We start from the raw sequence: 22,160 nt of genomic DNA, 5'->3' as shown, positions 1-22,160 counted from the left end.
ACACGCCATGAACGACCTCGAACCGGCGGCCGCCGTCGAGGAAGCGCTTCGCGGCAACGGTATCAGCGTGGAGTCACTCTCCCTCGAAGAGTCCGTGTCGTTGACGTATCTCACGGCGTTCCCGGACGTCGAACCGGACCACGGGGAAGTCGGGCGCGCAGTCACGGCTTTGCTCGAACTCACGGGCGGTGACTGGGAGCCGATAACCGTCGAGGCGACGGTTCTCCGAAGCGAGAGCGACGTGCAGGCGACGTGGCGACTCGAAGCCGACTGGATTCGAGCGTACAACGACGGCGCGCTGAACGACGAGGAACTGTCGCAGCGCGTCCTCGATAGCCTCTACGAGGAGGGTGGCGAATGAGTTCGTGGCGACACCGCGGAAAACAGACCGCCAAGCGCGGGCCGCGGCGGCCGTCGCACTTCGACTACTCACGGGTCACGTTGATGTTCGAGAGCGAAGGAACGGACTGTGTGGGATGGCTCTACCGGCCCGATGGCGTCGATTCACCGCCGGTCGTCGTGATGGCCGGAGAACTCGCCGCAGAGCGCCGGTTCGGTCTCAGGACGTATGCGGAACGGCTGGCCGAAGCGGGTTACGCCGCCTTCCTCTTCGATTATCGGTACACGGGAGATTCCGACGGAAAGCCGAGAAACCTCGTTGACCCCGACTCGCAGGTGGCAGACTGGCATGCCGCCGTCGAGGGGCTACGCGAACGCGACGAGATAGATTCGAACTCGATTATCCTCTGGGGAGCAGGCCTCTCCGGGGGCTACGCGCTCAGAGCGGCCGCAGAAGACGGCCGCCTCGCTGGTGTCGTCGCACAGAACCCCATGCTCGACGGAACGGCTGTGACCGGCAGTCGGGGTCTCACGGGAACTCTCGGCGCGCTCGCGTCCGGCGTCCGCGACAAACTCCAGTCGCGGGTGCTCGGTCCGCACCGAGTGCCGGTTCTCGGCGACGGGTCGTCGATGGCCGTGCTCGAAGCCCCCGGCGCGCGGTCGGCGTACCGGGAACTCGTCACGCCGGGGAGCGCGTGGCGCGACGAGACGCCGGCGCGTCTGTTTCTCTCGTTGTTCCGCTATCAGGCGCTATCGGACCCCGAACGGCTCACCTGTCCGGTGTTACTCGTTTCCGGAACGCGAGACGAGATTGCACCCGCCGACGCGGTTTCCGACCTCGCAGACGAACTTCCGGAGGCGACGCTTGTCGAACTGCCGTTGGGTCACTTCGAACACTACGACCGGGCGTTCGAACAGACGTTCGGACATCTGCTGTCGTTCCTCCGGACGGTTCGGTAGGTGACAATTTGTCAATCGTTTGAACGCTCTCGGGAACGGTTATCTCCTCGGGCGACCTACGTTGGACAGTCATGTCCACAGCGAACCGCCTCGTCTCCCTCTTTTTGGTCGTGGTCCTCGTGGCGTCCTCGGGGACTGTCCTCGGGCAGGAATCGGAGACGCGAAGCGACGAAGAGATGCAAGAACTCCTCGAAGAGGGCGTCGCCCTGTACAACCAGAATGTTGACCAACTCGACGTCTCGTTCGCCCGCGAACTCATCGCCGGGAAAACGGTGAACGTCTACGTCGAAGACGGCGACGAGACGCACGTATTCTCGGCCGTCGTCGAGGACGATATGCGAATCGCCGATGTCGCAGTGGGACCGAACGAGAGCGCCTCGACGCGCGTCACGACAGACCGCGCAACGCTCGAAACGATAGCCGAGTCGTCGGACCCGGTTTCTGCGGTCAAACAGGCGCTCCGGGACGACCGCATCCGCGTCACCGGCGAGAAGGGCCACCCGGTTGACCAAGCGGTGTGGACCGTCGCAAACTTCGTCAAGGGATTCGTCCTCTGAAGGCGTCTGAGCTGTCTGTGGGCCGTTTTTAACCCGCCCTCTGCGACACTATTCGGCGCGACCCGTAACAGCGATATTGCAGAATGCGGTGTCCTGCGTCCGTAACCCACTTTGCCCTCTCCGTTGATTCTTCAGCAATGACGCACACGCGCACGGTCGAACTCGATGGCCACATTATCGACTCCGGGTCGATGCAGCAGGCGATGGGCATCGTGATGGACCTCGGCGGCGATTTCGACATCGAGACGTTCGACGTGGGCCGGAAGAAAGAAGATACCTCGTACTGCCGGATGATGGTCTCGGCGGACGACGAGGCAGACCTCCAAGAGATTCTCCACGAACTCCACCAAATCGGTGCGACCCTCACGGACCCGGTTGACGCGCAGGTCGAAGCGTCGCCCGCAGATCAAGTCGTTCCGGTCGGCTTCTACTCGACAACCAACCATCCGACCGACGTGCGATACGACGGTGAGTGGATTCCGGTCGAGGACATCGAGATGGACTGTGCCATCATCGTCGAGGAGACCGAAGACGGCGTGCGCGCCTACACGAAAGTACTCAACAGCGTCGAGGAAGGCGACCTCGTCGTCACCGACGAGGCCGGAATCCGCGTCAAGCCCCCGGAACGCCCGCGCGACTCCTCCGGTCCGTTCGGCTTCATGCAGGGCGGCATCTCCTCGGAACGCCCGTCCGAATCGCTCATCGGTGAGATCGCGGACGCGCTCCGGCAGACGAAAAAAGAGGGCGGAAACGTGCTTGTCGTCGCCGGACCCGCGCTCATCCACTCCGGTGGCGGCGACGCCCTCGCGCGACTCATCCGTGAAGGCTACATCGACATGATTTCGGCTGGCAACGGCTTTGCGACCCACGATATCGAGCGCGGACTGTACGGCACCTCGCTCGGGATGGACATGGAGACGATGGAACACCCCCGAAAAGGACACAAACACCACATCTACACCATCAGCGAGGTCATCCGCGCCGGCGGCATCGAAAACGCCGTCGAGGAAGGGCTCATCGAAGAGGGCGTGATGTACGAGTGCGTCAAAAACGACGTGTCATACGTTCTCGCCGGGTCTATCCGCGACGACGGACCGCTCCCGGACACCATCACCGACGCCATCGAGGCGCAAAACGCTATCCGCGAGCAGGCACACCGAGCCGACATGGTGCTCATGCTCTCGACGCTTCTCCACTCAGTCGCCGTCGGTAACTGTCTCCCGTCTACGGCGAAGACCGTCTGTGTAGATATCAACCCCGCGACCGTCACCCAACTGCTCGACCGCGGTTCCTCGCAAGCCATTGGGATGGTGACCGATATCGGAACGTTCGTGCCAACGCTCGCCGAGAAAGTACTCGACGAGACCGACGACTAGCTCGGCCGTCGCTTCTCTCACGGGCGCACGGAATCGCCGAACCCGGCGGTCAGTTCAGTAGACTTTCTCCAGCGGAATGACGGCCATCGGAATATTCGAGTTCAACAGGACGTCCTGTGCGGTGCTCCCGAAGACGATTTTCGACGTCGGATTCCGCTTTCGGACCCCGATGACGATTTCGTCTGCGTTCTGTTCTCGTGCGCATCGAAGAATGTCCTCTGCGGGGTCGTTGCCGCGGATGTACTGGTGTGTCTCGATGCTCACGAGGTCGCCGAGACGAGAGGTAACGACGTTCATCGCGTCTTCGCCGTCGCGGGCGTCGTCGCTGTCGGTCTGGTCACCGCCTTGGTGTGAGTTGACGACGTGAACGACATCGCCCGCCTCGATTCGTCGTGCGAGGTAATCGCAAAGCTCGGCACTCGAGTGAACCGAGTTCGTCCCCATAACATACGTTGCCATGCCACATATCCCTACGCCGTCGTATAAAAATCCATGCCCCACTACGGACGGCTACACGTCTTTCATCATCGCTCGAACGTCGTTTCGTGTCATTTCCTTTTTGTGTTCGTCGTGCGCGTGTGTCTGGATGACGGCCACGACTTCGTCTTCGTCACCGGACGTCACACTGAATCCACACGAGCACGTCGCCTGTTGCATCGCTTTCGACATTACACGAATAGTACGCTGTCGAACGGCAAAGCTACCACCTACGCTCGGCGAGACAGTCTCGTACGACGCAGATTCAGCCGAGAGCGACCGGTTGGCGCGAACGAGCCGAGGACAAGACATTTACCGCCCGCAAAATGTCAGTCTCATATGGATAGAAACGCCCTCCTTGCCGGCGGGGCGGTCGGCGTCGTGGTTATCGCCGTCGTCGCCGCCGTCGTCGTTCCCGGCGTCCTCGCGGACCCGACCGACGAGGGACCGGTCCGTCCCGGGCCGGTTGATGTAGCCGACGTCTCTATCGCCGCAGGACCGGCGACAGGAGAGACGGCCACACTGGAGATCGCAACGCGAATCGACCACGGAGGAAACCCCACACAGAACGTGAGCGTTCTCGTCCGCGCCATCGACGCCGAGTCGGGGCTGTTGACGACGACGAAGCAGATCGACGTGGGGACCATCACGCGTGACGGAGAGACCGTGACGACGACGAACCTGACGGTCCCCCGGGAAGGCGGCTACGACGTCGAAGTCGTCCTCTACCGCGACGCAGAGCGGGTCGATGAGACCCGAAAAAGCGTCCGCGGCGTCTCGGCCATCAAACCACCACACCTGCAATCGACCACGTCATTCACGGAAAGCGAGGCTCTCCCGCCGGTCTCGTTTTCAATCGCTGGCACGGATGAGGACCAGACGACGCTCGACCTCTCGGGGACACTCATGAACACCGGCGACGAACCGGCCGACGACCTCTCTGTCACGTTCGTCCTCCGGCAGGCCGAATCGAACATCGTCGCCGCTCGGACCACGGCCGATGCGGGCACGGTCCGGGCCGGACGAACCGAGACGGTCAGCACAACAGCCAGCGTACCGAACGACTACAACTACTACATCGACGCCGTGTTGCTCCGGGACGGAGTCGTCATCGACACCGCCCGCGGCGCGGCGAACCTGAACCCAACGAGGACGATTAGCGTGAACCAGACCACAGAAGACGTAGAACTGCGCGTCGAAGACTTCGAGAACGGCGGAGGCGATAGCCCGACGTACGATTCGGGTGAGGAACCGACACAAACCGAGTCGTCGGCACCCGGCTTCGGAGCCGTCGTCGCACTCGTCGCACTCGTCGCAACTGGGCTCGTCGCTCGGAGGTGGAGCCAATGAGCGACGAGGCACCGACGCAGTCGGGCACAGAAGAGAGACAGCCTGCGATGGAACGAACCGAGCCAACCGAGCCGGCCGAAGACATCGAAGAACAGGACAACCGAGCGTTCGCAGAACGCCTGCGCCGGTACATCGACTACGCCGTCCTCGCCGGACTGCTGTTGCTCGCGCTCATCGCGGCGTTGCAGTTCTATCTCAACGCCAGTCAGGTAATTTCGACGTGGGTGAATCCGGAGTACCGGCCGTTCTTCCACGCCGCGTTCAACCTCGTCTTGTTGTTCGGGGCCGGACTCGGCATTTCCTACCAACTCGTGCGATTGTCGAGAGACTAAGCGAACGCGACCCGGCTCACCCGCCGAGGAGCGCTGAACCGCCGAAGAAAAGCCCCAACCCGACGAAGAACAAGCCCGCCAACTTCGTCAGCATGACGTTCCACTCGGCGGGTTCGACCTCGTCAGCGGGAGTTTTGCTTCCGATTGCATCTATCTGTTCGCTGAATTTCGTGAATCCGTAGGCATGCCGGTAGATGACGACGCCGCCGAAGACCGAAAGCACCCCGAAGAACACCGTTTGAACGTCCATAATCGGCGATGCGGTCGCGGGCATAATTGTTCTTCGGCCGAAATAACTCGAAAGCGTCTGCAAACCACCGGGCGCTGAGAATTAGCCGAGCACCAGCCACGCGCCGAACACGGCCGCTCCGCCGAGAACCGTGCTCAGCGTGGCGTGAACTCGAAGTCGGTCGAGAACCGCGTGAGCGTGTTCGTCTTCGACAGACAACAGGTCGTGAATTTCGCTTCCGATTTCACACCGCGGCAGGAAGTCCATGGCGACGTGGAGGAACACCCCGGACGCGAACCCGAAGACGATACCGCGGAAGGGGCCGGTCTCGGGAAGCGGGACGACACTGGAGATGACGGCGGCGATACCCAGCCCTGCGGCGGGAAGCAAGAGTGGGTAGATGGATTCTCCTCGGCTCGAAAGCCGCCGAGCGGCGGCGTAGCCAGCGGGTCCCTTGTGTGAGACGATAGCTAATCCAAGGCCGGGACCGATGTCGATATTTCCGTAGACGATGCCGATGATTGCCCCCGCCGAGATGGCGTGTGCGGAGAGTTCGGTGACGGTTCGGTCCATCGGAAAGTCCATGTGCGCAAAGCGGTGGCCGACCGTGTGTGCGCCGAATCCGGCGAGGATGCCAAACGCGATACCGAACCCGCCGAACTGGGGGTGGTGGCCGATTGCTTGCGGGACGAGAAAGACGGCCGCGCTCGTTACCATCGCACCGCTCGCAAGCCCGTAGCCCCAAACGAGCCCTTCGGCGTGTTCGGTTCGAGCGCGCGCGCCGAAGGGCGCGGCGAGCGCCATCGCCGCGAAGGCGGCCCACGAGACGATAAACAGGTTTCGTGCGCCTGCGGAAATCGCATAGCCGGAGAGTGCGACGAGTGCCACGACGCTCCCCGCGCCAATGGCTGTCGAACGATTCATGTTGTGAACGAATCGGCTACGGTTAATAAGCGGAGCGGTTCGAACACTCGGCGGTGTGAGCGCTCACCGAGTCGCTTTCTTCCACGCCGCGAGGTCGACAACGCCACCGTCGAAGTCGGTTGGCTCCGCTTCGGTCGCCGCCCAGACGAACATCTCGGAGACGTCGTCGGGGTCACGTCCCTGTCCGCCGGTGACGTCGGTCGCAACGAGACCCGGGTCGATAACGCCGACCGACTGGTCGCAGTCGGCGGCGAACTGTCGAACGAGTCCTTCCGCGGCGGCCTTTGAGACCGCATACGCGCCCATTCCGGGTTTCGCGTCACGGGCGATAGACCCAGACGGCACGAGTACGCGGGCGTCTGCGTTCATGTGTGGAAGCGCTTCTTTGACCGCCGCGAAGACGCCGCGGACGTTGGTCCGGAACGTGTCGTCGAACGCGGCGTACGATTCGCCGGACATCGGCATCTCGCCGGGCGCTCCGTGGTTGATACCCGCGTTGGCGACGAGCACGTCGATATGGCCACCGCGTCGGGCGGCGGTCTCCATCAGCCGTTCCATATCGAGTTCGTCTCGAACGTCGGCCCGAATCCCCTCTGTTGTCCCGCCAAGGTCCTCCACGTCGTCGAGGACGGACCAGAGTTCGTCTTTGTCGCGGGCGCAGGCGACGACTGTCGCACCGGTTCGACCGAAAGCGCGGGCGACGGCGGCACCGATACCCGAACTCGCGCCGGTGACTACCACGGTGGTCTCGTTCATGGAGGCCGTACGGAAGCGGCGGCCCTAAAGATACCTGCCGTGTGACACCGCCTCGGTCAGTCGATTTATGTTCTCAACCTCCTTACAAAGCCCCATGGATTCTGTCTCGGCCCTCGATTCACTCGCTGGCGAATCGGTTGTCGTCGTCGGTGGCGGGTTCGGCGGTCTCTCGACAGCCTGCTATCTCGCCGATGCCGGCGCTGACGTGACGCTGTTAGAGAAAAACGAACAACTCGGCGGCCGAGCGAGCACGCTCGAACGCGACGGATTCAGATTCGACATGGGTCCGTCGTGGTATCTGATGCCCGACGTGTTCGAGCGGTTCTTCGAGTACTTCGGCAAGCACCCCTCCGACTACTACGAACTCACCCGCCTCGACCCCCACTATCGCATCTTCTTCAAAGACGGCGACAAGGTGGACATGGTTCCGGACCTCGAAACGAACAAAGCGGTGTTCGAGTCCTACGAACCCGGCGCGGGCGACAAACTCGACGACTATCTCCGGAAGTCGGAGCGAAACTACCGCATCGGGATGGAGCATTTCGTCTACACCGACCGTCCGAATCTGACGGATTACATCGACGCCGACGTGTTCAAAAATGCGTGGGGGCTGTCGCTCGTCGGGTCGATGCAGGACCACGTCGAGAAGTATTTCGACCACCCCAAGCTCCAGCAAATCATGCAGTACACGCTGGTGTTCCTCGGCGGCGCGCCGAACAACACGCCGGCGCTGTACAACCTCATGAGCCACGTCGATTTCAACATGGGTGTGTACTACCCCGACGGCGGTCTCGCGGGCGTCGTCGATGCGATGGTCTCGCTCGGCGAAGAACTCGGCGTCGAGTTCCACACGAACGCGCCCGTCGCCGAAATCGCCGGTCGTCGCGGCGGATTCGCAGTCAGAACCGAAGACGGCGACGAGTTCCTCTGTGACCAAGTGGTGAGCGACGCCGACTACGCCCACACGGAACAGGAACTACTTCCCGGACGTAAACGCCAGTACGACGCCGACTACTGGGAGTCTCGAACTTACGCGCCCTCGGCGTTCCTCCTCTATCTCGGCGTCGAAGGCGACGTAGACGAACTCGCCCACCACACGCTCGTTCTCCCGACCGAGTGGGACGACCACTTCGAGACGATTTTCGAAGACCCATCGTGGCCCGACGACCCAGCGTACTACCTCTGTGTCCCTTCGAAGACAGACGACGCGGTCGCACCCGAGGGCCACAGCAACCTCTTCGCACTCGTGCCAATCGCCGCCGGGTTGGAGGACACACCCGAACTCCGCGAGTCCTACCGCGACCTCGTGCTCGACGATATCGCCGAGAACACCGGTGTTGACCTTCGAGACCGCATCGTCGTCGAGGAGTCGTTCTGCGTGAGCGACTTCGAGTCGCGGTACAACAGCACCGAGGGGACCGCGCTCGGTCTCGCACACACGCTCTTTCAGACGGCGCTTCTCCGGCCGCCCCACGGGTCGAAGGCGGTTGACGGTCTCTACTTCACTGGGTCGTTCACCACGCCAGGAATCGGCGTGCCGATGTGTCTCATCAGCGGGCAACTCACCGCAGAAGAGATGGCCGAAGACGCGAGGTAACCGCGACGATGGCGACGAATACAGACGGCGCACGCGGCGTTCGAGACCGACTCAACTACCTGTTTGTCCTCTCGCGGCCGCGGTTTTGGCTCTATCTCGCCGGGCCGGTTATCGTCGGCGTGACCGCCGCCGCCAACACGCTTGCGGACCTGTTCACAATCGAGTCGAGTCTGCTGTTCGCGTACTTCCTCGTTCCCGCGAACGTGTTTCTCTACGGCGTCAACGACGTGTTCGACGCCGACATCGACGAATCCAATCCGAAGAAAGACGACCGGGAGGCGCGCTGGCGCGGCGACCCACTGAACCTCGGGGTCGTCGTCGGAAGCGGCGTCCTCGGCGTCGGTCTGTTCGCTTTCACACCGCAGGTCGCGTGGCCGTGGCTCGTCGCGTACGGGTTTCTCGCCGTCGAATACAGCGCACCCCCGTTCCGATTCAAGACCACGCCGCTCCTCGATTCCGTCTCGAACGGCCTGTATATCCTGCCGGGCGTGGCCGCGTACGCGACAGTCGCGGGTGTGTCTCCGCCACCACTCGCCGTCGCGGGTGCGTGGTTCTGGACGATGGGCATGCACACGTTCTCGGCGATTCCGGACATCGACCCCGACCGCGAAGCCGGGATTCGAACGACTGCGACGGCGCTCGGTGAGCGTCGAACCTACGCCTACTGCGCTGTGGCGTGGGGTCTCGCCGCCGCGGCCTTCGCCGCCGTGGATGTTCGACTCGGTGGGGTGCTCGCGGCCTATCCGGTCGTCGTCCTCGGCATCGCGTTTTCCGGTGTCGATGTCGAGCAGGCCTACTGGTGGTATCCGGTTTTGAACACCGTAGTCGGCATGCTAATCACCGTCGGGGCACTTTGGAGTGTCGTGTATGGCTGATTTGCGGATGCGACTCCCGGAACTACCGCAGACGCGCCGAGAGACCGAACTCGCGCTCGACCAACTCGTCCGCGACAATCGGTTCACCATCTCGGTGTTCTTCCCGCTGAACGGCGCGGTGCTCCTCGTCGCCAGTGCCATGGGGTGGCTCCCCGAACCGGTAGCGTTCCACGCGTCTCTCATCCTCTTCGGGACGCTCGTCATGCGGTCGCCGCTTATCGTGGGCGTCTTGCCGCTTGTCACGCGGCGGGCCGCATTCGGTATCGCCGCACTCACCGGGTACGCCTACGCCATCGAATACACCGGCATCACGACCGGACAGCCCTACGGCTGGTTCTACTACGGCGTCGATCTCGGGCCGACAGTCGCGGGCGTCCCCATCGGACTCCCCGTCTTTTTCATCCCGCTCGTGATGAACGCCTATCTCCTGTGTCTGCTCTTGCTCGGCGACCGCGCGAGAAACACGCTCGTCAGGCTCGCGGTCGTCATCGCCGCCGTACTCGCAATGGACGTTGTGCTCGACCCCGGCGCAGTCGCACTCGGTTTTTGGGAGTACTACCGACTGGCCGACGACGCGATACTCTTCTACGACGTTCCGCTGTCGAACTACGCCGGCTGGGTCGTCAGCGCCACCATCGCCGTCGTCACGCTCGACTGGGCGTTCGACCGCGAGGCGCTCCTCGACCGACTCGATGCGACCGAGTTCATGCTCGACGATTTGGTGAGTTTCGTCATCCTCTGGGGCGGTATCAACGCGTGGTTCGGTAACTGGATACCCGTCGCCGTCGCCGGTCTCTTCGGTGTCGGTCTCCTCCGGACCGAGCGATTCGACTCGCAGTTGTTCCGTCTCCCTCGACGCCTTCCGTGGCGGTCATAGGTACTGTTTTCGACTCGTAACCCCCCCCACCACGCGGTGTCGAAATTGTTTGACTGTAATGTAACCGCTCGGGACCGACTCCGTCCCCGCTAGTCCGACCCCCAGCGGCTCAGCGAGCGAATCCAGCCGGTGACGCGACTCCGGTTCCGCGATTTGCCGACCGGCGACGTGCCGGGGCCGACGTCGGCTTCGAAATCGTCGTCTTCCGGGTACGGGACGACGCTCACGGCTTTGAACACGGCCACTGGGTCGCGCCAGACGGCCCAGTAGGCCGCCGTCTTCCCGAGCAAGAAGAGCTTCCGGCTGAAGCTCAGTTCGGGCGTCGTAGAGAGCGTGTCGTAGCCGAAATTCCGAATGGACCGATGGTGGTCGGCGTACAGCACCGCAGACAGGAGCACCGGGAACTGGCAGTCTGCGGGGAGATACTCGATACCCGCGACGCCGTCTCGGTACAGCGACTCCGTCCTGCGGAGTTCGTCGCGCATCACTCCGGCGACGCGACTGTCGAATTCGAGGTCGAGAATCTGTTCGGCACCGACGCCGTGGCGCTCCAGCGTCGTCTCCGGGAGGTAGACGCGGTCGCGTTCGACGACATCCTCGCCGACATCGCGCAGGAAGTTCGACAGCTGGAACGCCTGTCCGAGTGCCGTCGCGTGCGGGAGCGCCCGTTCGGGGTCGTCGGGGCGCATCACGGCCGTCATCATGCGCCCGACGGCCGACGCCGACCCGTCCATGTACGCCGCCAACTCCTCGTACGTCGCGTACCGGTCTTTGTGGATGTCGGACTCCATCGCGTCGATGAAGACGTTCACGTCGTCGGAGTCGATGTCGTATCGCTCCCGCAGGTCGGCGAACGCCGACAACACCGGGTCGTCGGTCTCGATTTCTCCGAGCGCCTCCGCTCGGAGTTGTTCGAGTCGCTCACGTTGTTGTTCCGGTGGGGCGGTCTCTTCGGCATCGACGACCTCGTCGGCGACGCGGAAGAACGCGTAGAGGACGTACGTCGCGTGTCTCACGCGCTCCGGGAGGAGTCGCGTTGCGAAGTAAAACGTCTTTCCCGTCCGTTGTTGTATCTCTTTTCCGGCTTCGACCTGTGATTCGTTGAGCATCGTTTCGTGTACCGCGTGACCGTCCCTCTCTCGGGACTGAGGAAGGTGACCGAACGGGACGTAAGTGGTCTCACCTTCTTAGTTGGGCGCTGACGACATAATATTTCGTGCAGTCGTGAGGTCCACCGATGAATCCACAGACTGCACGGCGATGGTTGTTGTGCTGATTCGTGTCAGGTGTCGTTACCAGAACGTATCGCTACAGTCGTAGACGACACCGTGTTCGGGACAGACGTACTTGCAGTGTCGGTGGTGCATCGACGTCTCGCAGATGGGACACGGTCTGCCCTTCGGCGACTCGACAACGCACGCATCCGAACCGGTGGTGTCGTCCATACGGTGTTTCGTAGGACGCGACCGACATATTGCTTACTGCTATTTGCGGAGTCACCTGCCGGTTTAGCGCCGTCCGTCCGGCGATTGAGAGCCATACCAGACAGATACCAGACACAAGGAAGACACAGGTTCGGTTTCGAGAGCGGCCCGGCGTCTCAGCGTTGAGCTGGAACCCGAGATGCTAAAAATGGAACGACTGAGGGTCGTTCAGTGAAACGATGTCCCGAACCCACGCGGCCACGCGACCGGTGTAGCCACGCGCGTCCGTCGTAACCGCGCCGTTGTCGGAGCACGTTAAACCGCTCTGATGTGATGGTGGGTGGGGAGAGATGCCGGGTGAACAGTTGCCGACACGAACGGGAAGAACCCTGACAACGGCATGTACCAACTTGATACCACATACCAAAACTGTACCGGGAGTCGTGACCAGACTGTCAGTTTGGTCTTGGGTGGGGGGCGAACACTATCCAACTTGACGACTATTTCCGCGTTCTGAGTGCAGGGTACTGGTCTCGCCTCTGCTCGTGGACGTAAGCGTGCGAATGGATTCAGGCCGGTGATGATTCTACGTTTCGCCGACCAATCTTTCGACCAACCCACTCACCGATGATACCGCCTATTGCACCGATTACACCGTATAGTAGGATGAATAGACCCGTTACGAAAGCTAAAAAGAAAACAGCGACGCCTCCACTGAACAGGGTGTGGGTTCCCCCTGCAAGTTCGAGAAGGAAACTAAGCGTCCCGATGACCACTCCGACACTGGCAACAAGTCCCGCTCGCCAGCCAAGACGCCGACTCGGCACAGAGTGATGACGAAATATGACGCTCACGACGATACCACCCACTAAGGGAGGCACCAGGCCGGGTTCGTCGATGAGTGACCACTGGATTAGAAGCGATAGTGGAATTGAAATCAGTCCCGTGGCGATGGGATATCTCCATGTGGGTTCATGGAGAATATGTCTGATATCGTCTCGGATTTGCATAGAATTATTTCTCATCGGCTCACATTAAATGTTATTCATATGACTACTTATGCGGTATTGCGAGAGAATCTGATTTGCTCTCTAAGTGAATAAGCGGTCGCGGTAAGTTGGGTGGCTACACCGGTCGGTGTTCTCCGTCCGGCCACGTTCCCAGATTCCTTCATAACTCGCCACAAATCGCTCGCTGAACAAACATTCTAACCAACTAACCTAAAGACGGTGCGTTCCTCACTCTAGGTTATCTAGACAGTGCCGTTAACACCTCAACGGCGACAGATAGGACTCTGTTGAAACCCACAGTCGCTGATAGTTTGTTGAGACCGTGCTGAATACAGCGCGCGTGTCGGTCACAAAACTCGCTCGGCTTCAGCGTTACGTACTGTTGGCCTACCATTCACTTCAGTCTATTATTGGAACTGTATTGCAGTTCCAGAATTTGCTTCCTCGAAGCCCTTCGTATCAGCAATTACACGCTGAATTGTTGCTGGCGGGACTTCCCCGAAATCGTCCACGACCCGCTCAACTACTTCACGCCCGTTTTTATCAAGATTGCAATCATATTTTTCCTTCACTTTTAGCGTAAGAACCCGGTCCTTGCCAACTTGGACTCTTCGCGTCTCAATTCCGTTAAAATTGTCAAGGGCTTCTGCAATGTCTTCCGAATGGACGCCTTCTAAATACGGCTGATACTCAGCGGTAGTGAGACGGTTCTTACAATCACTCCAGTACTTATACTCCGATAGGTATGAGAGGTTATGAACTCTCTTCACCGAAATATTTGAAAAATCAGAAAGTATACACTCCAAAAGGGACCGGATGTCACTATCAGCATTATGCCTTTTGCCTTCCCCGGCATCCGACGTCCCTGTAGCCATGATGTATATTTGTCGGAGTGGGCTATTAAAATTTCAGGAGTGATGAGAATGAGGGTGGTTCTCCGCCCGTTATAACGACCTTTCGCTCTATTCACATCTTCAGTTGGGCTGAACAGATGATGTCAAGAATCTTCCAAGAATTCTCTTGCAACATATAACTCGGCGACGAGGTACTCTACAAAATACCGCTTGTAAGCGCCTGCTGCCCGTGCAAATATAATCGAAATGATGATAGAGAGAATGCTGATAAAGCCAATTATACTCCCATGATTTGAGCCTTCAGAAAAATATGATAAAAGGTATGGCTCATAATTTAGTGCAGAAGGTATAGGCAGAAAAGTAGGACATTCAATAACAGTGATGTAGGTGACGCCGATCGAGAGTGTAACAAAAGCCATACTGCGACAGAATGCATAACGAGATTGGAACCGAAATGCCCGCTCACATCCAGTATTAGTTAATAAACTAGTCACTACCATGTAGATGTCATCATAGTTATGGGGTGGTGAGTCATCGAGGTCTTTACGTACAAAATCAATTATATGTTCATGTGCAAAAGAAGAAGCCGGTGAGCTGAGTTTCCTAGTGAATTGGGTCCGGTGTCCCCGAGCTACATACGACACTTCGTTTAGCCTGTTCATCCACCAATTGAACTGTCTAGAATAGAACTTCATCGCGAAGTCTCGGAATTCATCTCGGAGGGTTCGCTTAGTGTCGTCATCCTGTTCCTGACGCCGTTGATTTAGAGATTCCTCAGAAGGGAGAGGTAAACGGAACCCTGTTCCATGCGCAACCCAAGTTTTTATATCTTGAGCTAACCGCCTCAAAACCTCTGATACGTCCTCTAAGAAGTTTGCTATACTGTGAATCACCTCTCCCAGTAATGTTCCAAACAATCCAATAATTGCCAATGTTGAAATGAAGATCAAGATATTTTCTGATAAGTTAGGTATTGGAACGGAGTCATGTTTCAACAGGGGGAAAAATCCCATGACGAAGGCAATACCTGGCAAAGTTTTAGCTAGAAAGTCGTAGGAACCGAAGAAAGAGAGCAATCTTGTCGGCATACCAATATAGTATTTTAGTTCCCCACGTATATCAGATTTCTCCCATTTGCTTGTCCTTCGTAACGTACGTTGCATGAGGCTCATACAGAACACCATTAAATGTCTAATACTAAAAATAAATTTAAATATTATAGAATATATTTTAAATATTCAGACAAATAGAGCAATGTTGGTTGGTAGGGTGCCAAAACAGGACTTTTTGACACTTGGATATTATAGAGAGACCCTCATCGTTGTTCCAACTTCTGACGCTCTGTCTGCACACCTACCGAACGGCTGTTTCATAACCAAGGACGTGAAACGAACAGCGGCCACCTGCTGAATACACCCTCTGTCTGTATTACACCGGTTATGTCCGATTCTGAGGGTTTAAACAGAGTCGCAGATAGTACATTCCCACCGAATGTATACACGAAGTGTGTTCTACATTATTCATTGGGATAAAAGGCCAAGCCAACGAGTTGCCGATTGCGTGGAGTACTGAACGACGGTCAGTTCCAAATACGGTGGGGTTGAGGCCAAATTCTTTACTCGATTCGTCTCGAACGATAGGTAATGACAGACACTACTGCGGTCGAGATGGGCGACGAGGAGCGAGACGAATTTCTCGGAGCCGGTAGTACGGGCGTCATCTCGTTTTCGACGCCGGACGGCGACGCTCCCCACTCGATTCCCGTCTCCTACGGGTACGATGCGGTCGAGGAGACGTTCTACCTTCGACTCAACCTCGGTGGCGACAAGAGCGACGTTATCGACCATCCCGTCTCGTTCGTGGTCTACGGGCAGGAAGACGACACGTGGCGGAGCGTCGTCGCCACCGGGCAACTCGAAGAAGTCACCGAAGACGCCATCGCCACCGAAACGCTTCAGGGACTCGAAAGGGTCCACATTCCACTCGTCGATATATTCGGTGTTCCGTCACGAGAGATTTCGTTTGGATTCTATCGCCTCGCGCCTGCGGAACTAACCGGCCGGAAAGAATCGACGACGAGGGCATGAACGGCGTTGTCGGAGTCGAACCATGACTCACGTCGGCCGAGAGATAATGCACCGAGCCTCACCAACGGTCCACTGGTAACATTTTGAATGCGACCCATGTGTGTATGTTTTCATACAGAAAAAGAGAATTACGAGACAAATAAACAGCGTTCGCTCGTCGGGTGATATCCTGTAGAAACCAAGTATGCCCGGGGTGGGTTCCCAACATGCCCTTTACATGCCCACTGATGAACCTCACAGTCAGATGACTGCGAACCCCGCACGCGCCATCGAGCGCCTTCGAGAACGCCTCGACACGAGCGAGGGCATCAGTGACGACGACGCCGCAGTGCTTCGGAAGATGAGCAATCGGATTCGAATCCTCGACCTGGCCGAGTACAGCGGCCATCCCACGAGTTCCTGCTCATGCGCTGTGTCAAACTCGCCGAAGAAGTCGGCGGGTTGGCCACCGACGGCGACGGAAAGCCAGACAGCATCTCGTGGATTCCGGGTGGCTACCCGAAGAACTACCACCCAGCACCGGAGCCCGGCATCTCCCTCGCGTGGGACGCGGGCCCCGCAGTGGTGAGTTGCAAGACCTCTCTATTGGCGACATCACCGACCACGAGTACGGCCTGCAGGCGACGTTCAACGGCAAGACCGGCCGTCGGACGGTGATGCTCATCCCGAGCGTCCCGCACGTCCGCCAGTGGCTGAGGTCCATCCGGGTGCAAACGAGAGGAACGCACCACTCTGGTCGAAGCTCTCCAGCGCGGACGACATCACCGCGAATCGACTGCGAGACATTCTGAAGGACGCAGCACGACGTGCCGGCGTCTCCCGTCCGGTTACCCCCACGAACTTCAGGAAGTCGTCGGCGTCGTACCTCGCCAGTCAGGGTGTCTCGCAGGCGCACCTCGAACAGCACCACGGGTAGAAGCGCGGGTCGAGCATCGCCGGGCGGTACATCGCCGTCTTCGGCGACGCGACCGACCGCGAGATTGCGGCCGCCCGCGGCATCGACGTGGAACCGGACAAACCGGAACCCATCGCCCCGTTGCAGTGTCCGCGCTGTACTCGCGAGACCCGCGCGAGAAGGAACTCTGTGTCTGGGCGGACAGGCGCTCACCCAGCAAGGACTCGAAGGCGTCAAAGAGCAGGAAGAACGACTCTTCCGCTCCTCGGCAGAGGCCGAGGAGTTCGACCTCGAAGACGTCGCCGAGTTGCGTGACCTCGGAATCGAATCCGGTCTTGCGGCGCGTCTTCCTCGGCGACAACTGAGACGCACATCGGTCACTCGTCCTCGCGGTGGTTCTCGTAGTAGTCGAGCGCGGCCTGCGCGTCGACGGCGACCGGTAGGTCTGTGTCTGCGAGGCGCCCGAACAAGTCGAGGTTCTCTTCGATGACCTCGACGGCGCTCTTCGGGTGGCGACGTTGGTCGAGGCTCATGGGTCGACCCTCCGGTTGGTCGGTGCGGACAGTCGCGACGCACCCCGTCCGGGTCTGGCCCGCGATTGGTCGCCCGGCCGTGACCGTACTCCGTGCAGCCCGGGCCGACGGTAATCCAGAACCCGCAGACTGTGTAGTAGGAGGTGTGGTTCGGGTTCGTGACGGGGACAGGTGGTCCGGGAGGTCCGCGTCGGTGTCGACGACGATGTTGGCATCAGCTCCGGAGAACTTGCTGGGGTTCTTGGAGCGGGAGATTCAACGATACGAAACTACTTCCGCGAGATGGATCTCGTTGAGAGCGATAACGGAAGGGGAGGTTACTTCGTACCCGGGTACGCGATTTCTAAAGCCGTCGAATTTGTTGAGTCGACTGGAGGATCAAAGTAATAGATATTCTCTCGACCCATTGGATACGCTAGTTTTTTGAAGATATCATTTGATAACACAGCCATGTCTGACGATGAAGATCCTCTGAAAAAAGTGCTAGTCGACAAGAACAAAATCGACCGACAACAACTCGCAGATGGTATTAATGGAATTATCGGCGTCGACAAAGAAACTGGAGAGCCTGCACCACTTCCTGAATATCATGAAATGAATAACAAGCAACAATTCGTCGCTCAGTTGCTTGCACGACGTGCGTCTGTGGCACTTGACTTGCTCTCTCCTGAGGGGTTGGGAATTACAAGCGCTGAAGCCGAGAATGTTCTACCAATTAGCGAGAGTACGGTTAAAAACTATGGCTCTATCGGTTTCATACAGAACGATAGCGAGCAAGGGGGATACTTCATCCCAGCATATGCGATTGAACAGGCCATCGATTTCATTCGAGCTGAGAATGGAGATGAGTAGTCGTGCCTGAGAAGGAATATGAGACACCTCCCTACAATGTGGCAAAGTTGGGCTATGTCATCGAGGTCTGTGCTTCGGTTCAAAGTAGCGCTAAGCCAAGGGAGTCTATAAAAAACGATACAGATATTTCCAAGATAAACAATACAATCACGTACGCGAACCGCTTGGGGTTTGTTGACGAGAGTGACAATGAGTTCAAAGCAACTGAGTCTGGAATAGAACTCTCTTTTGCTACTAAAGAGAACGCAAGCGGAATATTCTGCGAGGCAATTCCGAGCTATGATTTTTACCGTGATCTATCCGAAGTGATATACCGGCGACACGATGACCTCGTTACCGATAGCTATCTTTCAAGAGATGATGTTGAAAAAGAGATTCAAATCAGATTTGAATTAGAGATTAGTGAATACACCCGTGAGAAAGTTGCAGATCAATATCTACGAACACTAGACTGGGCTGGACTCGGAGACCGGATTCAGGGTTCCAGTAGCAAACCTACGAGATTAGAGTTCAGTGACGACCTTCGTTCAGCTCTGAAAAAACTGAGCTCTGAAGAAGGCACAAATTCTGAAACCCCTTCAGAAGACGACGACAGTTCTGAACCACAAACACCCCCCCCACGTACAGCTCCTGAGAAGCTCTCTGTAACGCCGGCAGAACTCGGACCCATCGAAACTAATCAGGCAAACAACGTTAATCTTGACATTAAGTTTGAGATTGGTGGGTCAGATGATCCGGAGAACGTCCGAATGCTTATGAGAGCAATTCGGGAGGAATTACAAGGCGGAGCAGAGGTGGAGAATGATAGTAGGGAATCTGATTCCACCGAAACGCCTGAAGAACCAGCCCAGGAGCCGACAAACAGCCTTAATGACTCTGAGGAATCGCCTGAAGTAGAGGAAATTGGCAGTGTCCCTGCGGAGGAAAAAGAGGAGCAAGACGGCGTCTTAAACGACTTTATCTGACGTGCCTCTTTGTTTTCATTATGAATCAATTTTGATTATGGTCTAAAAATATCAAATACAAGATATTTTTTAAGGTGCTTGAATACGTACTCTCTTATGAGCCAGGTCTATGTCCGTTGAGTCCCAAAAACAGAATGAGAAACAAAGGATGGAGAATCCAGAAACCATTGTCATCTCAGATGATGGAACACAACTCCCCGTTGTCGAAGTTCTCACCGGGCGTGGTTTCATTACCGGAAAGTCCGGAAGTGGCAAGTCTAACAGCGCAGGTGTCATTGTAGAGGAACTCCTCGATGGTGGCTTCCCCGTCTTGTTGGTCGACACTGACGGTGAATACTGGGGACTAAAAGAAGAGTATGAGATTCTCCACCTCGGGGCCGACGAAGAGTGCGATATACAAGTCGGCGTTGAGCATGCCGAGAAAATAGCTCAGTTGGCGCTCGACCAGAACATTCCCATCATCCTCGACGTATCCGGGTATTTGGATGAGAATGAGGCATCGGATCTAATTAAGGAAGTCGCACGGAGTCTCTTCATCAAAGAGAAGAAGCTCAAAAAGCCGTTCTTGATGCTTCTGGAAGAGGTTCATGAGTACATCCCAGAGGGAGGTGGACTTGATGAATGCGGCCAAATACTCGTTAAAGTCGCAAAGCGAGGGCGAAAACATGGACTTGGACTCTGCGGTATCTCTCAGCGCCCTGCTGACGTCAAAAAGGACTTCATTACGCAATGTGACTGGATCGTTTGGCATCGACTGACCTGGGAGAACGACACTGCGGTCGTGCGCCGCATCCTCGGTTCGACCTACGCCGACCAGATTCAGGACCTCGACGACGGCGAAGCGTTCCTGATGACCGATTGGAACGACGAGATACATCAACTCCAGTTCAAACGTAAGAAGACCTTCGACGCCGGGGCGACACCAGGACTCGACGAGTTCGAACGACCTGATTTGAAATCGGTCAACGGGGACATATTAGACGAACTCAAGGAGATTTCAAAGACGAAACGAAGGGAACGGAGTAGAATCGACGAATTAGAGTCCACAATCCAGCAAAAGAATCAGAAACTCGATGAGCTTCGTGACGAACTTGAGCGGGCAGAGGATGTCAGTAAATTAGCTGAACAGTTTACGAACGTACTGAGCAAAGCGGAAGCTGGTGACTCTGGGCAAATCCAAGCAACCGTCAAAGAGATTCGAGAGGAGAAAAATGAAGAAATCCGTCAGCTCGAAGATGAAAATCAGTCACTAAAAGAAGATAACAAGAAACTACGCGAGAGGCTTGCTGACCTTGAACAGCGGGTCGAAGCAGTTGAGCAGTTTGAAACGTTCGAACAGAATCTTGAGGAGGCCGCAGAGGCCTATGCCCGACTCGGAGACGCACTTAATCTCCACCCTGATGAAGAGCAAACATCGCGATTGAAGAAACGAGTACAGGCCCTCCAAGGGAAAGTAGAACGTCTCAAGTCCGAGGGGACACTCCGAGGTGTCGATTTAGAATACAAAGACTTCGTCCAAGATGGGGCTGTGAAAGAACAGGTCGAGAGAGCAAAAGACGACGCGACATCACCACGGTACGTCAAAGGAGTGATCTCGTGCATCATTGAATCTGGTTCCCCAGTCACCTACGACGAAATCGCTGACCACCTGGGTATCAACACAAACAGCCACGTTGCAACTGCAGTCAACGCACTGGCTAAGCGCGATGTCGTAAAGAAGTCCAAACGAGGTGGAAAGACAACTGTCGACCTCAAAGTAGAAGCAATCAATGATATTCGTGAGACTGCGAAGCGTCGAACTCAGGCAAGTGAGCTGTTGACTGACTTTTAGAGAGCTTGTGACCTACTCGTCAGCTTCAAAATGTTCGTCGATGATTTCCAAGGCCAGCATCTCACCTTTTGTTGTGAGTTTAGCTTTTCCGTCCTCGTAGAACACCTCACGAGCTTGTTTCATCGAACCGATGATACCAGTGATTTGTACTTTTGACTTCCCTGGTATCCATTTTGTGAGACGATCTGCGCTCAGTTCAGATCCATGATAATAGAGGTGGACAAGGATCTCTTGTTTCGTCTCAAGGTCCGCTTTTGTGATGAGCCGTGTTCCGTTGTGCGAGTCGATGTGCGGAACAATTGGCGATGACAAATCGTCAATGATTCCTGCGATTTCGTCGATATCGTCTTCCTGTCCAAACTCACGGAGAAGTTCGCACAACATCCACGTACATTGACGGACCGCTGTTTGAGTATCAGCGTGGTTCACAGGGATGTCCAAATTCGTGTGAACGGTATCTCTTTTGCTGCGGAGTTCGTACGTCGCTTGGACCATCCTTGGTAAAGTCACTCGCACCCAATTACTGACATCCGCGTGGTAACCGTTGCTAATGGACTTTTTGACGAAAGAGTGGACTGAAACGTCTTGCTCTACTTCTTCGCCTACGACGTCGCGAAGAATGTTGACCAAATTTTCACAGAAGTTGCCAACATAGGCTCCTGCTTCTGTGTATTCACCGATACTCAGTTTCTTCCGCATTTGGTCGTAGTCATTGACGAGTCGCTCAACAGAAGCTTCGTGGAGCCCAGCGGCGAGCAGGTCCGATTTAACTCGCTCGTGGCTCATTCAGCGTCGTCCTCAATTCGTTCAAACGCACTCGGCAGATTCTCGGCTACCAAGTGATGGGTCCCTTTGCTGGAGCGTTTCAACAGCCCGTCTTCCCGGAGGTTTTGTAGGTAGTCTCGAACGCTACGGTCACTTCTGTTAATTCGGTCGTAGAAGAACTGTGTATCAATCGTGTCGTCTTCTGCAAGTTCCCCTTCGAAGGCATATCGTTGAGCAATAAAGTAAATGAGAATTCGGTTCTCTGGGTTCAGGTCACGATACTCTTCGTCAATGT

29 protein-coding genes are annotated in these 22,160 nt (G+C 57.2%); 15 read left to right on the top strand and 14 right to left on the bottom strand.

What is annotated here, in order from left to right:
* Positions 1-7: 7 nt before the first annotated feature.
* The 4 genes from C440_RS09970 (at position 8) to C440_RS09955 (ending at position 3,232) form a co-directional block, all read left to right on the top strand.
* On the top strand, positions 8-361 hold the full coding sequence (locus C440_RS09970) for a hypothetical protein (protein ID WP_008320323.1): 354 nt from the start codon (positions 8-10) through the stop codon (positions 359-361).
* Entirely contained in the window at positions 358-1,299 is a 942-nt protein-coding gene (locus tag C440_RS09965; protein WP_008320322.1) for an alpha/beta hydrolase, read from the top strand. Before C440_RS09970 ends, C440_RS09965 begins: the two co-directional genes overlap by 4 nt.
* A 71-nt stretch (positions 1,300-1,370) precedes the next feature.
* Positions 1,371-1,856 carry a hypothetical protein gene (locus C440_RS09960; RefSeq protein WP_008320320.1) on the top strand — a complete coding sequence of 162 codons (486 nt, stop codon included), beginning with the start codon at positions 1,371-1,373 and terminating at the stop codon, positions 1,854-1,856.
* Between the two features lie 137 nt (positions 1,857-1,993).
* Positions 1,994-3,232 carry an ornithine cyclodeaminase gene (locus C440_RS09955; protein WP_008320319.1) on the top strand — a complete coding sequence of 413 codons (1,239 nt, stop codon included), beginning with the start codon at positions 1,994-1,996 and terminating at the stop codon, positions 3,230-3,232.
* Positions 3,233-3,286: 54 nt separating this feature from the next.
* Here C440_RS09955 and C440_RS09950 read toward each other — a convergent pair whose 3' ends face one another.
* Positions 3,287-3,691 carry a universal stress protein gene (locus tag C440_RS09950; protein ID WP_049915662.1) on the bottom strand — a complete coding sequence of 135 codons (405 nt, stop codon included), beginning with the start codon at positions 3,689-3,691 and terminating at the stop codon, positions 3,287-3,289.
* Between the two features lie 51 nt (positions 3,692-3,742).
* A complete protein-coding gene (locus C440_RS17540; RefSeq protein WP_161605927.1) occupies positions 3,743-3,901 on the bottom strand; it encodes a DUF1059 domain-containing protein in 159 nt (52 codons plus the stop codon).
* A 147-nt stretch (positions 3,902-4,048) separates the two neighbouring features.
* Between C440_RS17540 and C440_RS09945 the strand changes: the two genes are divergently transcribed.
* Together C440_RS09945 and C440_RS09940 are read left to right on the top strand one after the other, a co-directional pair.
* A complete protein-coding gene (locus C440_RS09945; protein WP_008320317.1) occupies positions 4,049-5,059 on the top strand; it encodes a DUF7490 domain-containing protein in 1,011 nt (336 codons plus the stop codon).
* On the top strand, positions 5,056-5,391 hold the full coding sequence (locus tag C440_RS09940) for a hypothetical protein (RefSeq protein ID WP_008320316.1): 336 nt from the start codon (positions 5,056-5,058) through the stop codon (positions 5,389-5,391). Before C440_RS09945 ends, C440_RS09940 begins: the two co-directional genes overlap by 4 nt.
* Positions 5,392-5,407: 16 nt before the next feature.
* Here C440_RS09940 and C440_RS09935 read toward each other — a convergent pair whose 3' ends face one another.
* The 3 genes from C440_RS09935 to C440_RS09925 all read right to left on the bottom strand — a co-directional run bounded on the left by C440_RS09935 (position 5,408) and on the right by C440_RS09925 (position 7,300).
* Positions 5,408-5,665, bottom strand: coding sequence for a hypothetical protein (locus C440_RS09935; RefSeq protein ID WP_008320315.1), 258 nt, complete (start codon positions 5,663-5,665; stop codon positions 5,408-5,410).
* 57 nt (positions 5,666-5,722) lie between these two features.
* Positions 5,723-6,544 (bottom strand): ZIP family metal transporter, encoded by an 822-nt coding sequence (locus C440_RS09930; protein ID WP_049915659.1) that lies wholly within the window; start codon positions 6,542-6,544, stop codon positions 5,723-5,725.
* Between the two features lie 63 nt (positions 6,545-6,607).
* Positions 6,608-7,300, bottom strand: a complete 693-nt coding sequence (locus C440_RS09925; RefSeq protein WP_008320313.1) for an SDR family NAD(P)-dependent oxidoreductase — start codon at positions 7,298-7,300, stop codon at positions 6,608-6,610.
* A 94-nt stretch (positions 7,301-7,394) separates the two neighbouring features.
* Here C440_RS09925 and C440_RS09920 point away from each other — a divergent pair, with 94 nt between their 5' ends.
* Genes C440_RS09920 through cruF form a run of 3 tightly spaced genes read left to right on the top strand, consistent with a single transcriptional unit; the run spans position 7,395 to position 10,649 of the window.
* Entirely contained in the window at positions 7,395-8,897 is a 1,503-nt protein-coding gene (locus C440_RS09920; RefSeq protein WP_008320312.1) for a phytoene desaturase family protein, read from the top strand.
* Positions 8,898-8,905: 8 nt separating this feature from the next.
* A complete protein-coding gene (locus C440_RS09915) occupies positions 8,906-9,772 on the top strand; it encodes a prenyltransferase (RefSeq protein ID WP_008320311.1) in 867 nt (288 codons plus the stop codon).
* On the top strand, positions 9,765-10,649 hold the full coding sequence (cruF, locus tag C440_RS09910; protein WP_049915656.1) for a bisanhydrobacterioruberin hydratase: 885 nt from the start codon (positions 9,765-9,767) through the stop codon (positions 10,647-10,649). Before C440_RS09915 ends, cruF begins: the two co-directional genes overlap by 8 nt.
* Before the next feature lie 89 nt (positions 10,650-10,738).
* On the opposite strand, the gene C440_RS09905 is transcribed toward cruF, so the two are convergent.
* The 5 genes from C440_RS09905 to C440_RS17400 form a co-directional block, all read right to left on the bottom strand.
* On the bottom strand, positions 10,739-11,758 hold the full coding sequence (locus C440_RS09905) for a phytoene/squalene synthase family protein (protein ID WP_008320308.1): 1,020 nt from the start codon (positions 11,756-11,758) through the stop codon (positions 10,739-10,741).
* 183 nt (positions 11,759-11,941) lie between these two features.
* The gene (locus C440_RS17790; protein WP_008320307.1) at positions 11,942-12,094 is read right to left on the bottom strand and encodes an HVO_2523 family zinc finger protein; all 153 of its coding nucleotides are present in this window, start codon (positions 12,092-12,094) and stop codon (positions 11,942-11,944) included.
* Positions 12,095-12,642: 548 nt separating this feature from the next.
* Complete coding sequence (locus C440_RS17405; RefSeq protein WP_152417869.1) at positions 12,643-13,083, bottom strand: DUF5518 domain-containing protein; 441 nt, start codon at positions 13,081-13,083, stop codon at positions 12,643-12,645.
* 407 nt (positions 13,084-13,490) lie between these two features.
* On the bottom strand, positions 13,491-13,958 hold the full coding sequence (locus C440_RS09900) for a hypothetical protein (protein WP_008320306.1): 468 nt from the start codon (positions 13,956-13,958) through the stop codon (positions 13,491-13,493).
* A gap of 122 nt (positions 13,959-14,080) precedes the next feature.
* The gene (locus tag C440_RS17400; RefSeq protein WP_152417868.1) at positions 14,081-15,109 is read right to left on the bottom strand and encodes a hypothetical protein; all 1,029 of its coding nucleotides are present in this window, start codon (positions 15,107-15,109) and stop codon (positions 14,081-14,083) included.
* A 471-nt stretch (positions 15,110-15,580) separates the two neighbouring features.
* On the opposite strand from C440_RS17400, the gene C440_RS09895 reads away from it, so the two are divergent.
* Complete coding sequence (locus tag C440_RS09895) at positions 15,581-16,024, top strand: pyridoxamine 5'-phosphate oxidase family protein (RefSeq protein WP_008320305.1); 444 nt, start codon at positions 15,581-15,583, stop codon at positions 16,022-16,024.
* Between the two features lie 542 nt (positions 16,025-16,566).
* The gene (locus tag C440_RS17535) at positions 16,567-16,815 is read left to right on the top strand and encodes a hypothetical protein (protein ID WP_161605926.1); all 249 of its coding nucleotides are present in this window, start codon (positions 16,567-16,569) and stop codon (positions 16,813-16,815) included.
* A gap of 82 nt (positions 16,816-16,897) precedes the next feature.
* Here the strand turns inward: C440_RS17535 and C440_RS17530 are convergent, their stop codons facing one another.
* Both C440_RS17530 and C440_RS17525 read right to left on the bottom strand, forming a co-directional pair.
* Complete coding sequence (locus tag C440_RS17530; protein ID WP_161605925.1) at positions 16,898-17,053, bottom strand: hypothetical protein; 156 nt, start codon at positions 17,051-17,053, stop codon at positions 16,898-16,900.
* A gap of 243 nt (positions 17,054-17,296) precedes the next feature.
* The gene (locus C440_RS17525) at positions 17,297-17,452 is read right to left on the bottom strand and encodes a hypothetical protein (RefSeq protein ID WP_161605924.1); all 156 of its coding nucleotides are present in this window, start codon (positions 17,450-17,452) and stop codon (positions 17,297-17,299) included.
* Positions 17,453-17,623: 171 nt separating this feature from the next.
* Between C440_RS17525 and C440_RS17395 the strand changes: the two genes are divergently transcribed.
* From C440_RS17395 to C440_RS09870, 4 genes are all read left to right on the top strand, one after another.
* Entirely contained in the window at positions 17,624-17,839 is a 216-nt protein-coding gene (locus C440_RS17395; RefSeq protein ID WP_152417867.1) for a hypothetical protein, read from the top strand.
* A 63-nt stretch (positions 17,840-17,902) separates the two neighbouring features.
* Positions 17,903-18,304, top strand: coding sequence for a hypothetical protein (locus C440_RS09880; RefSeq protein ID WP_008320301.1), 402 nt, complete (start codon positions 17,903-17,905; stop codon positions 18,302-18,304).
* A 2-nt stretch (positions 18,305-18,306) separates the two neighbouring features.
* The gene (locus C440_RS09875) at positions 18,307-19,269 is read left to right on the top strand and encodes a hypothetical protein (RefSeq protein ID WP_049915652.1); all 963 of its coding nucleotides are present in this window, start codon (positions 18,307-18,309) and stop codon (positions 19,267-19,269) included.
* A gap of 148 nt (positions 19,270-19,417) precedes the next feature.
* A complete protein-coding gene (locus C440_RS09870) occupies positions 19,418-21,100 on the top strand; it encodes an ATP-binding protein (RefSeq protein ID WP_152417873.1) in 1,683 nt (560 codons plus the stop codon).
* Positions 21,101-21,112: 12 nt separating this feature from the next.
* On the opposite strand, the gene C440_RS09865 is transcribed toward C440_RS09870, so the two are convergent.
* Positions 21,113-21,886 (bottom strand): hypothetical protein, encoded by a 774-nt coding sequence (locus C440_RS09865; protein WP_008320297.1) that lies wholly within the window; start codon positions 21,884-21,886, stop codon positions 21,113-21,115.
* A partial coding sequence (locus tag C440_RS17925) for a hypothetical protein (RefSeq protein ID WP_206537079.1) occupies positions 21,883-22,160 on the bottom strand: 278 nt, incomplete at its 5' end. The genes C440_RS09865 and C440_RS17925, both read right to left, overlap by 4 nt.

The organism is Haloferax mucosum ATCC BAA-1512, assembly GCF_000337815.1.
Classification (GTDB): Archaea; Halobacteriota; Halobacteria; order Halobacteriales; family Haloferacaceae; genus Haloferax; species Haloferax mucosum.
This window is presented reverse-complemented; position numbering and strand designations above follow the sequence as displayed.

Coding starts and splice junctions, on each gene's coding strand:
- C440_RS09895 (WP_008320305.1), top strand. CDS start 15,581: ATGACAGACACTACTGCGGTCGAGATGGGCGACGAGGAGCGAGACGAA.
- C440_RS09950 (WP_049915662.1), bottom strand. CDS start 3,691: ATGGCAACGTATGTTATGGGGACGAACTCGGTTCACTCGAGTGCCGAG.
- C440_RS09945 (WP_008320317.1), top strand. CDS start 4,049: ATGGATAGAAACGCCCTCCTTGCCGGCGGGGCGGTCGGCGTCGTGGTT.
- C440_RS17400 (WP_152417868.1), bottom strand. CDS start 15,109: ATGAGCCTCATGCAACGTACGTTACGAAGGACAAGCAAATGGGAGAAA.
- C440_RS09955 (WP_008320319.1), top strand. CDS start 1,994: ATGACGCACACGCGCACGGTCGAACTCGATGGCCACATTATCGACTCC.
- C440_RS09930 (WP_049915659.1), bottom strand. CDS start 6,544: ATGAATCGTTCGACAGCCATTGGCGCGGGGAGCGTCGTGGCACTCGTC.
- C440_RS17525 (WP_161605924.1), bottom strand. CDS start 17,452: ATGAGCCTCGACCAACGTCGCCACCCGAAGAGCGCCGTCGAGGTCATC.
- C440_RS09920 (WP_008320312.1), top strand. CDS start 7,395: ATGGATTCTGTCTCGGCCCTCGATTCACTCGCTGGCGAATCGGTTGTC.
- C440_RS09900 (WP_008320306.1), bottom strand. CDS start 13,958: ATGGCTACAGGGACGTCGGATGCCGGGGAAGGCAAAAGGCATAATGCT.
- C440_RS17530 (WP_161605925.1), bottom strand. CDS start 17,053: ATGGGTTCCGGTTTGTCCGGTTCCACGTCGATGCCGCGGGCGGCCGCA.
- C440_RS09960 (WP_008320320.1), top strand. CDS start 1,371: ATGTCCACAGCGAACCGCCTCGTCTCCCTCTTTTTGGTCGTGGTCCTC.
- C440_RS09935 (WP_008320315.1), bottom strand. CDS start 5,665: ATGCCCGCGACCGCATCGCCGATTATGGACGTTCAAACGGTGTTCTTC.
- C440_RS09880 (WP_008320301.1), top strand. CDS start 17,903: ATGTCTGACGATGAAGATCCTCTGAAAAAAGTGCTAGTCGACAAGAAC.
- C440_RS09925 (WP_008320313.1), bottom strand. CDS start 7,300: ATGAACGAGACCACCGTGGTAGTCACCGGCGCGAGTTCGGGTATCGGT.
- C440_RS09870 (WP_152417873.1), top strand. CDS start 19,418: ATGGAGAATCCAGAAACCATTGTCATCTCAGATGATGGAACACAACTC.
- C440_RS09940 (WP_008320316.1), top strand. CDS start 5,056: ATGAGCGACGAGGCACCGACGCAGTCGGGCACAGAAGAGAGACAGCCT.
- C440_RS09965 (WP_008320322.1), top strand. CDS start 358: ATGAGTTCGTGGCGACACCGCGGAAAACAGACCGCCAAGCGCGGGCCG.
- C440_RS17790 (WP_008320307.1), bottom strand. CDS start 12,094: ATGGACGACACCACCGGTTCGGATGCGTGCGTTGTCGAGTCGCCGAAG.
- cruF (WP_049915656.1), top strand. CDS start 9,765: ATGGCTGATTTGCGGATGCGACTCCCGGAACTACCGCAGACGCGCCGA.
- C440_RS09905 (WP_008320308.1), bottom strand. CDS start 11,758: ATGCTCAACGAATCACAGGTCGAAGCCGGAAAAGAGATACAACAACGG.
- C440_RS09970 (WP_008320323.1), top strand. CDS start 8: ATGAACGACCTCGAACCGGCGGCCGCCGTCGAGGAAGCGCTTCGCGGC.
- C440_RS17405 (WP_152417869.1), bottom strand. CDS start 13,083: ATGCAAATCCGAGACGATATCAGACATATTCTCCATGAACCCACATGG.
- C440_RS17540 (WP_161605927.1), bottom strand. CDS start 3,901: ATGTCGAAAGCGATGCAACAGGCGACGTGCTCGTGTGGATTCAGTGTG.
- C440_RS09915 (WP_008320311.1), top strand. CDS start 8,906: ATGGCGACGAATACAGACGGCGCACGCGGCGTTCGAGACCGACTCAAC.
- C440_RS09865 (WP_008320297.1), bottom strand. CDS start 21,886: ATGAGCCACGAGCGAGTTAAATCGGACCTGCTCGCCGCTGGGCTCCAC.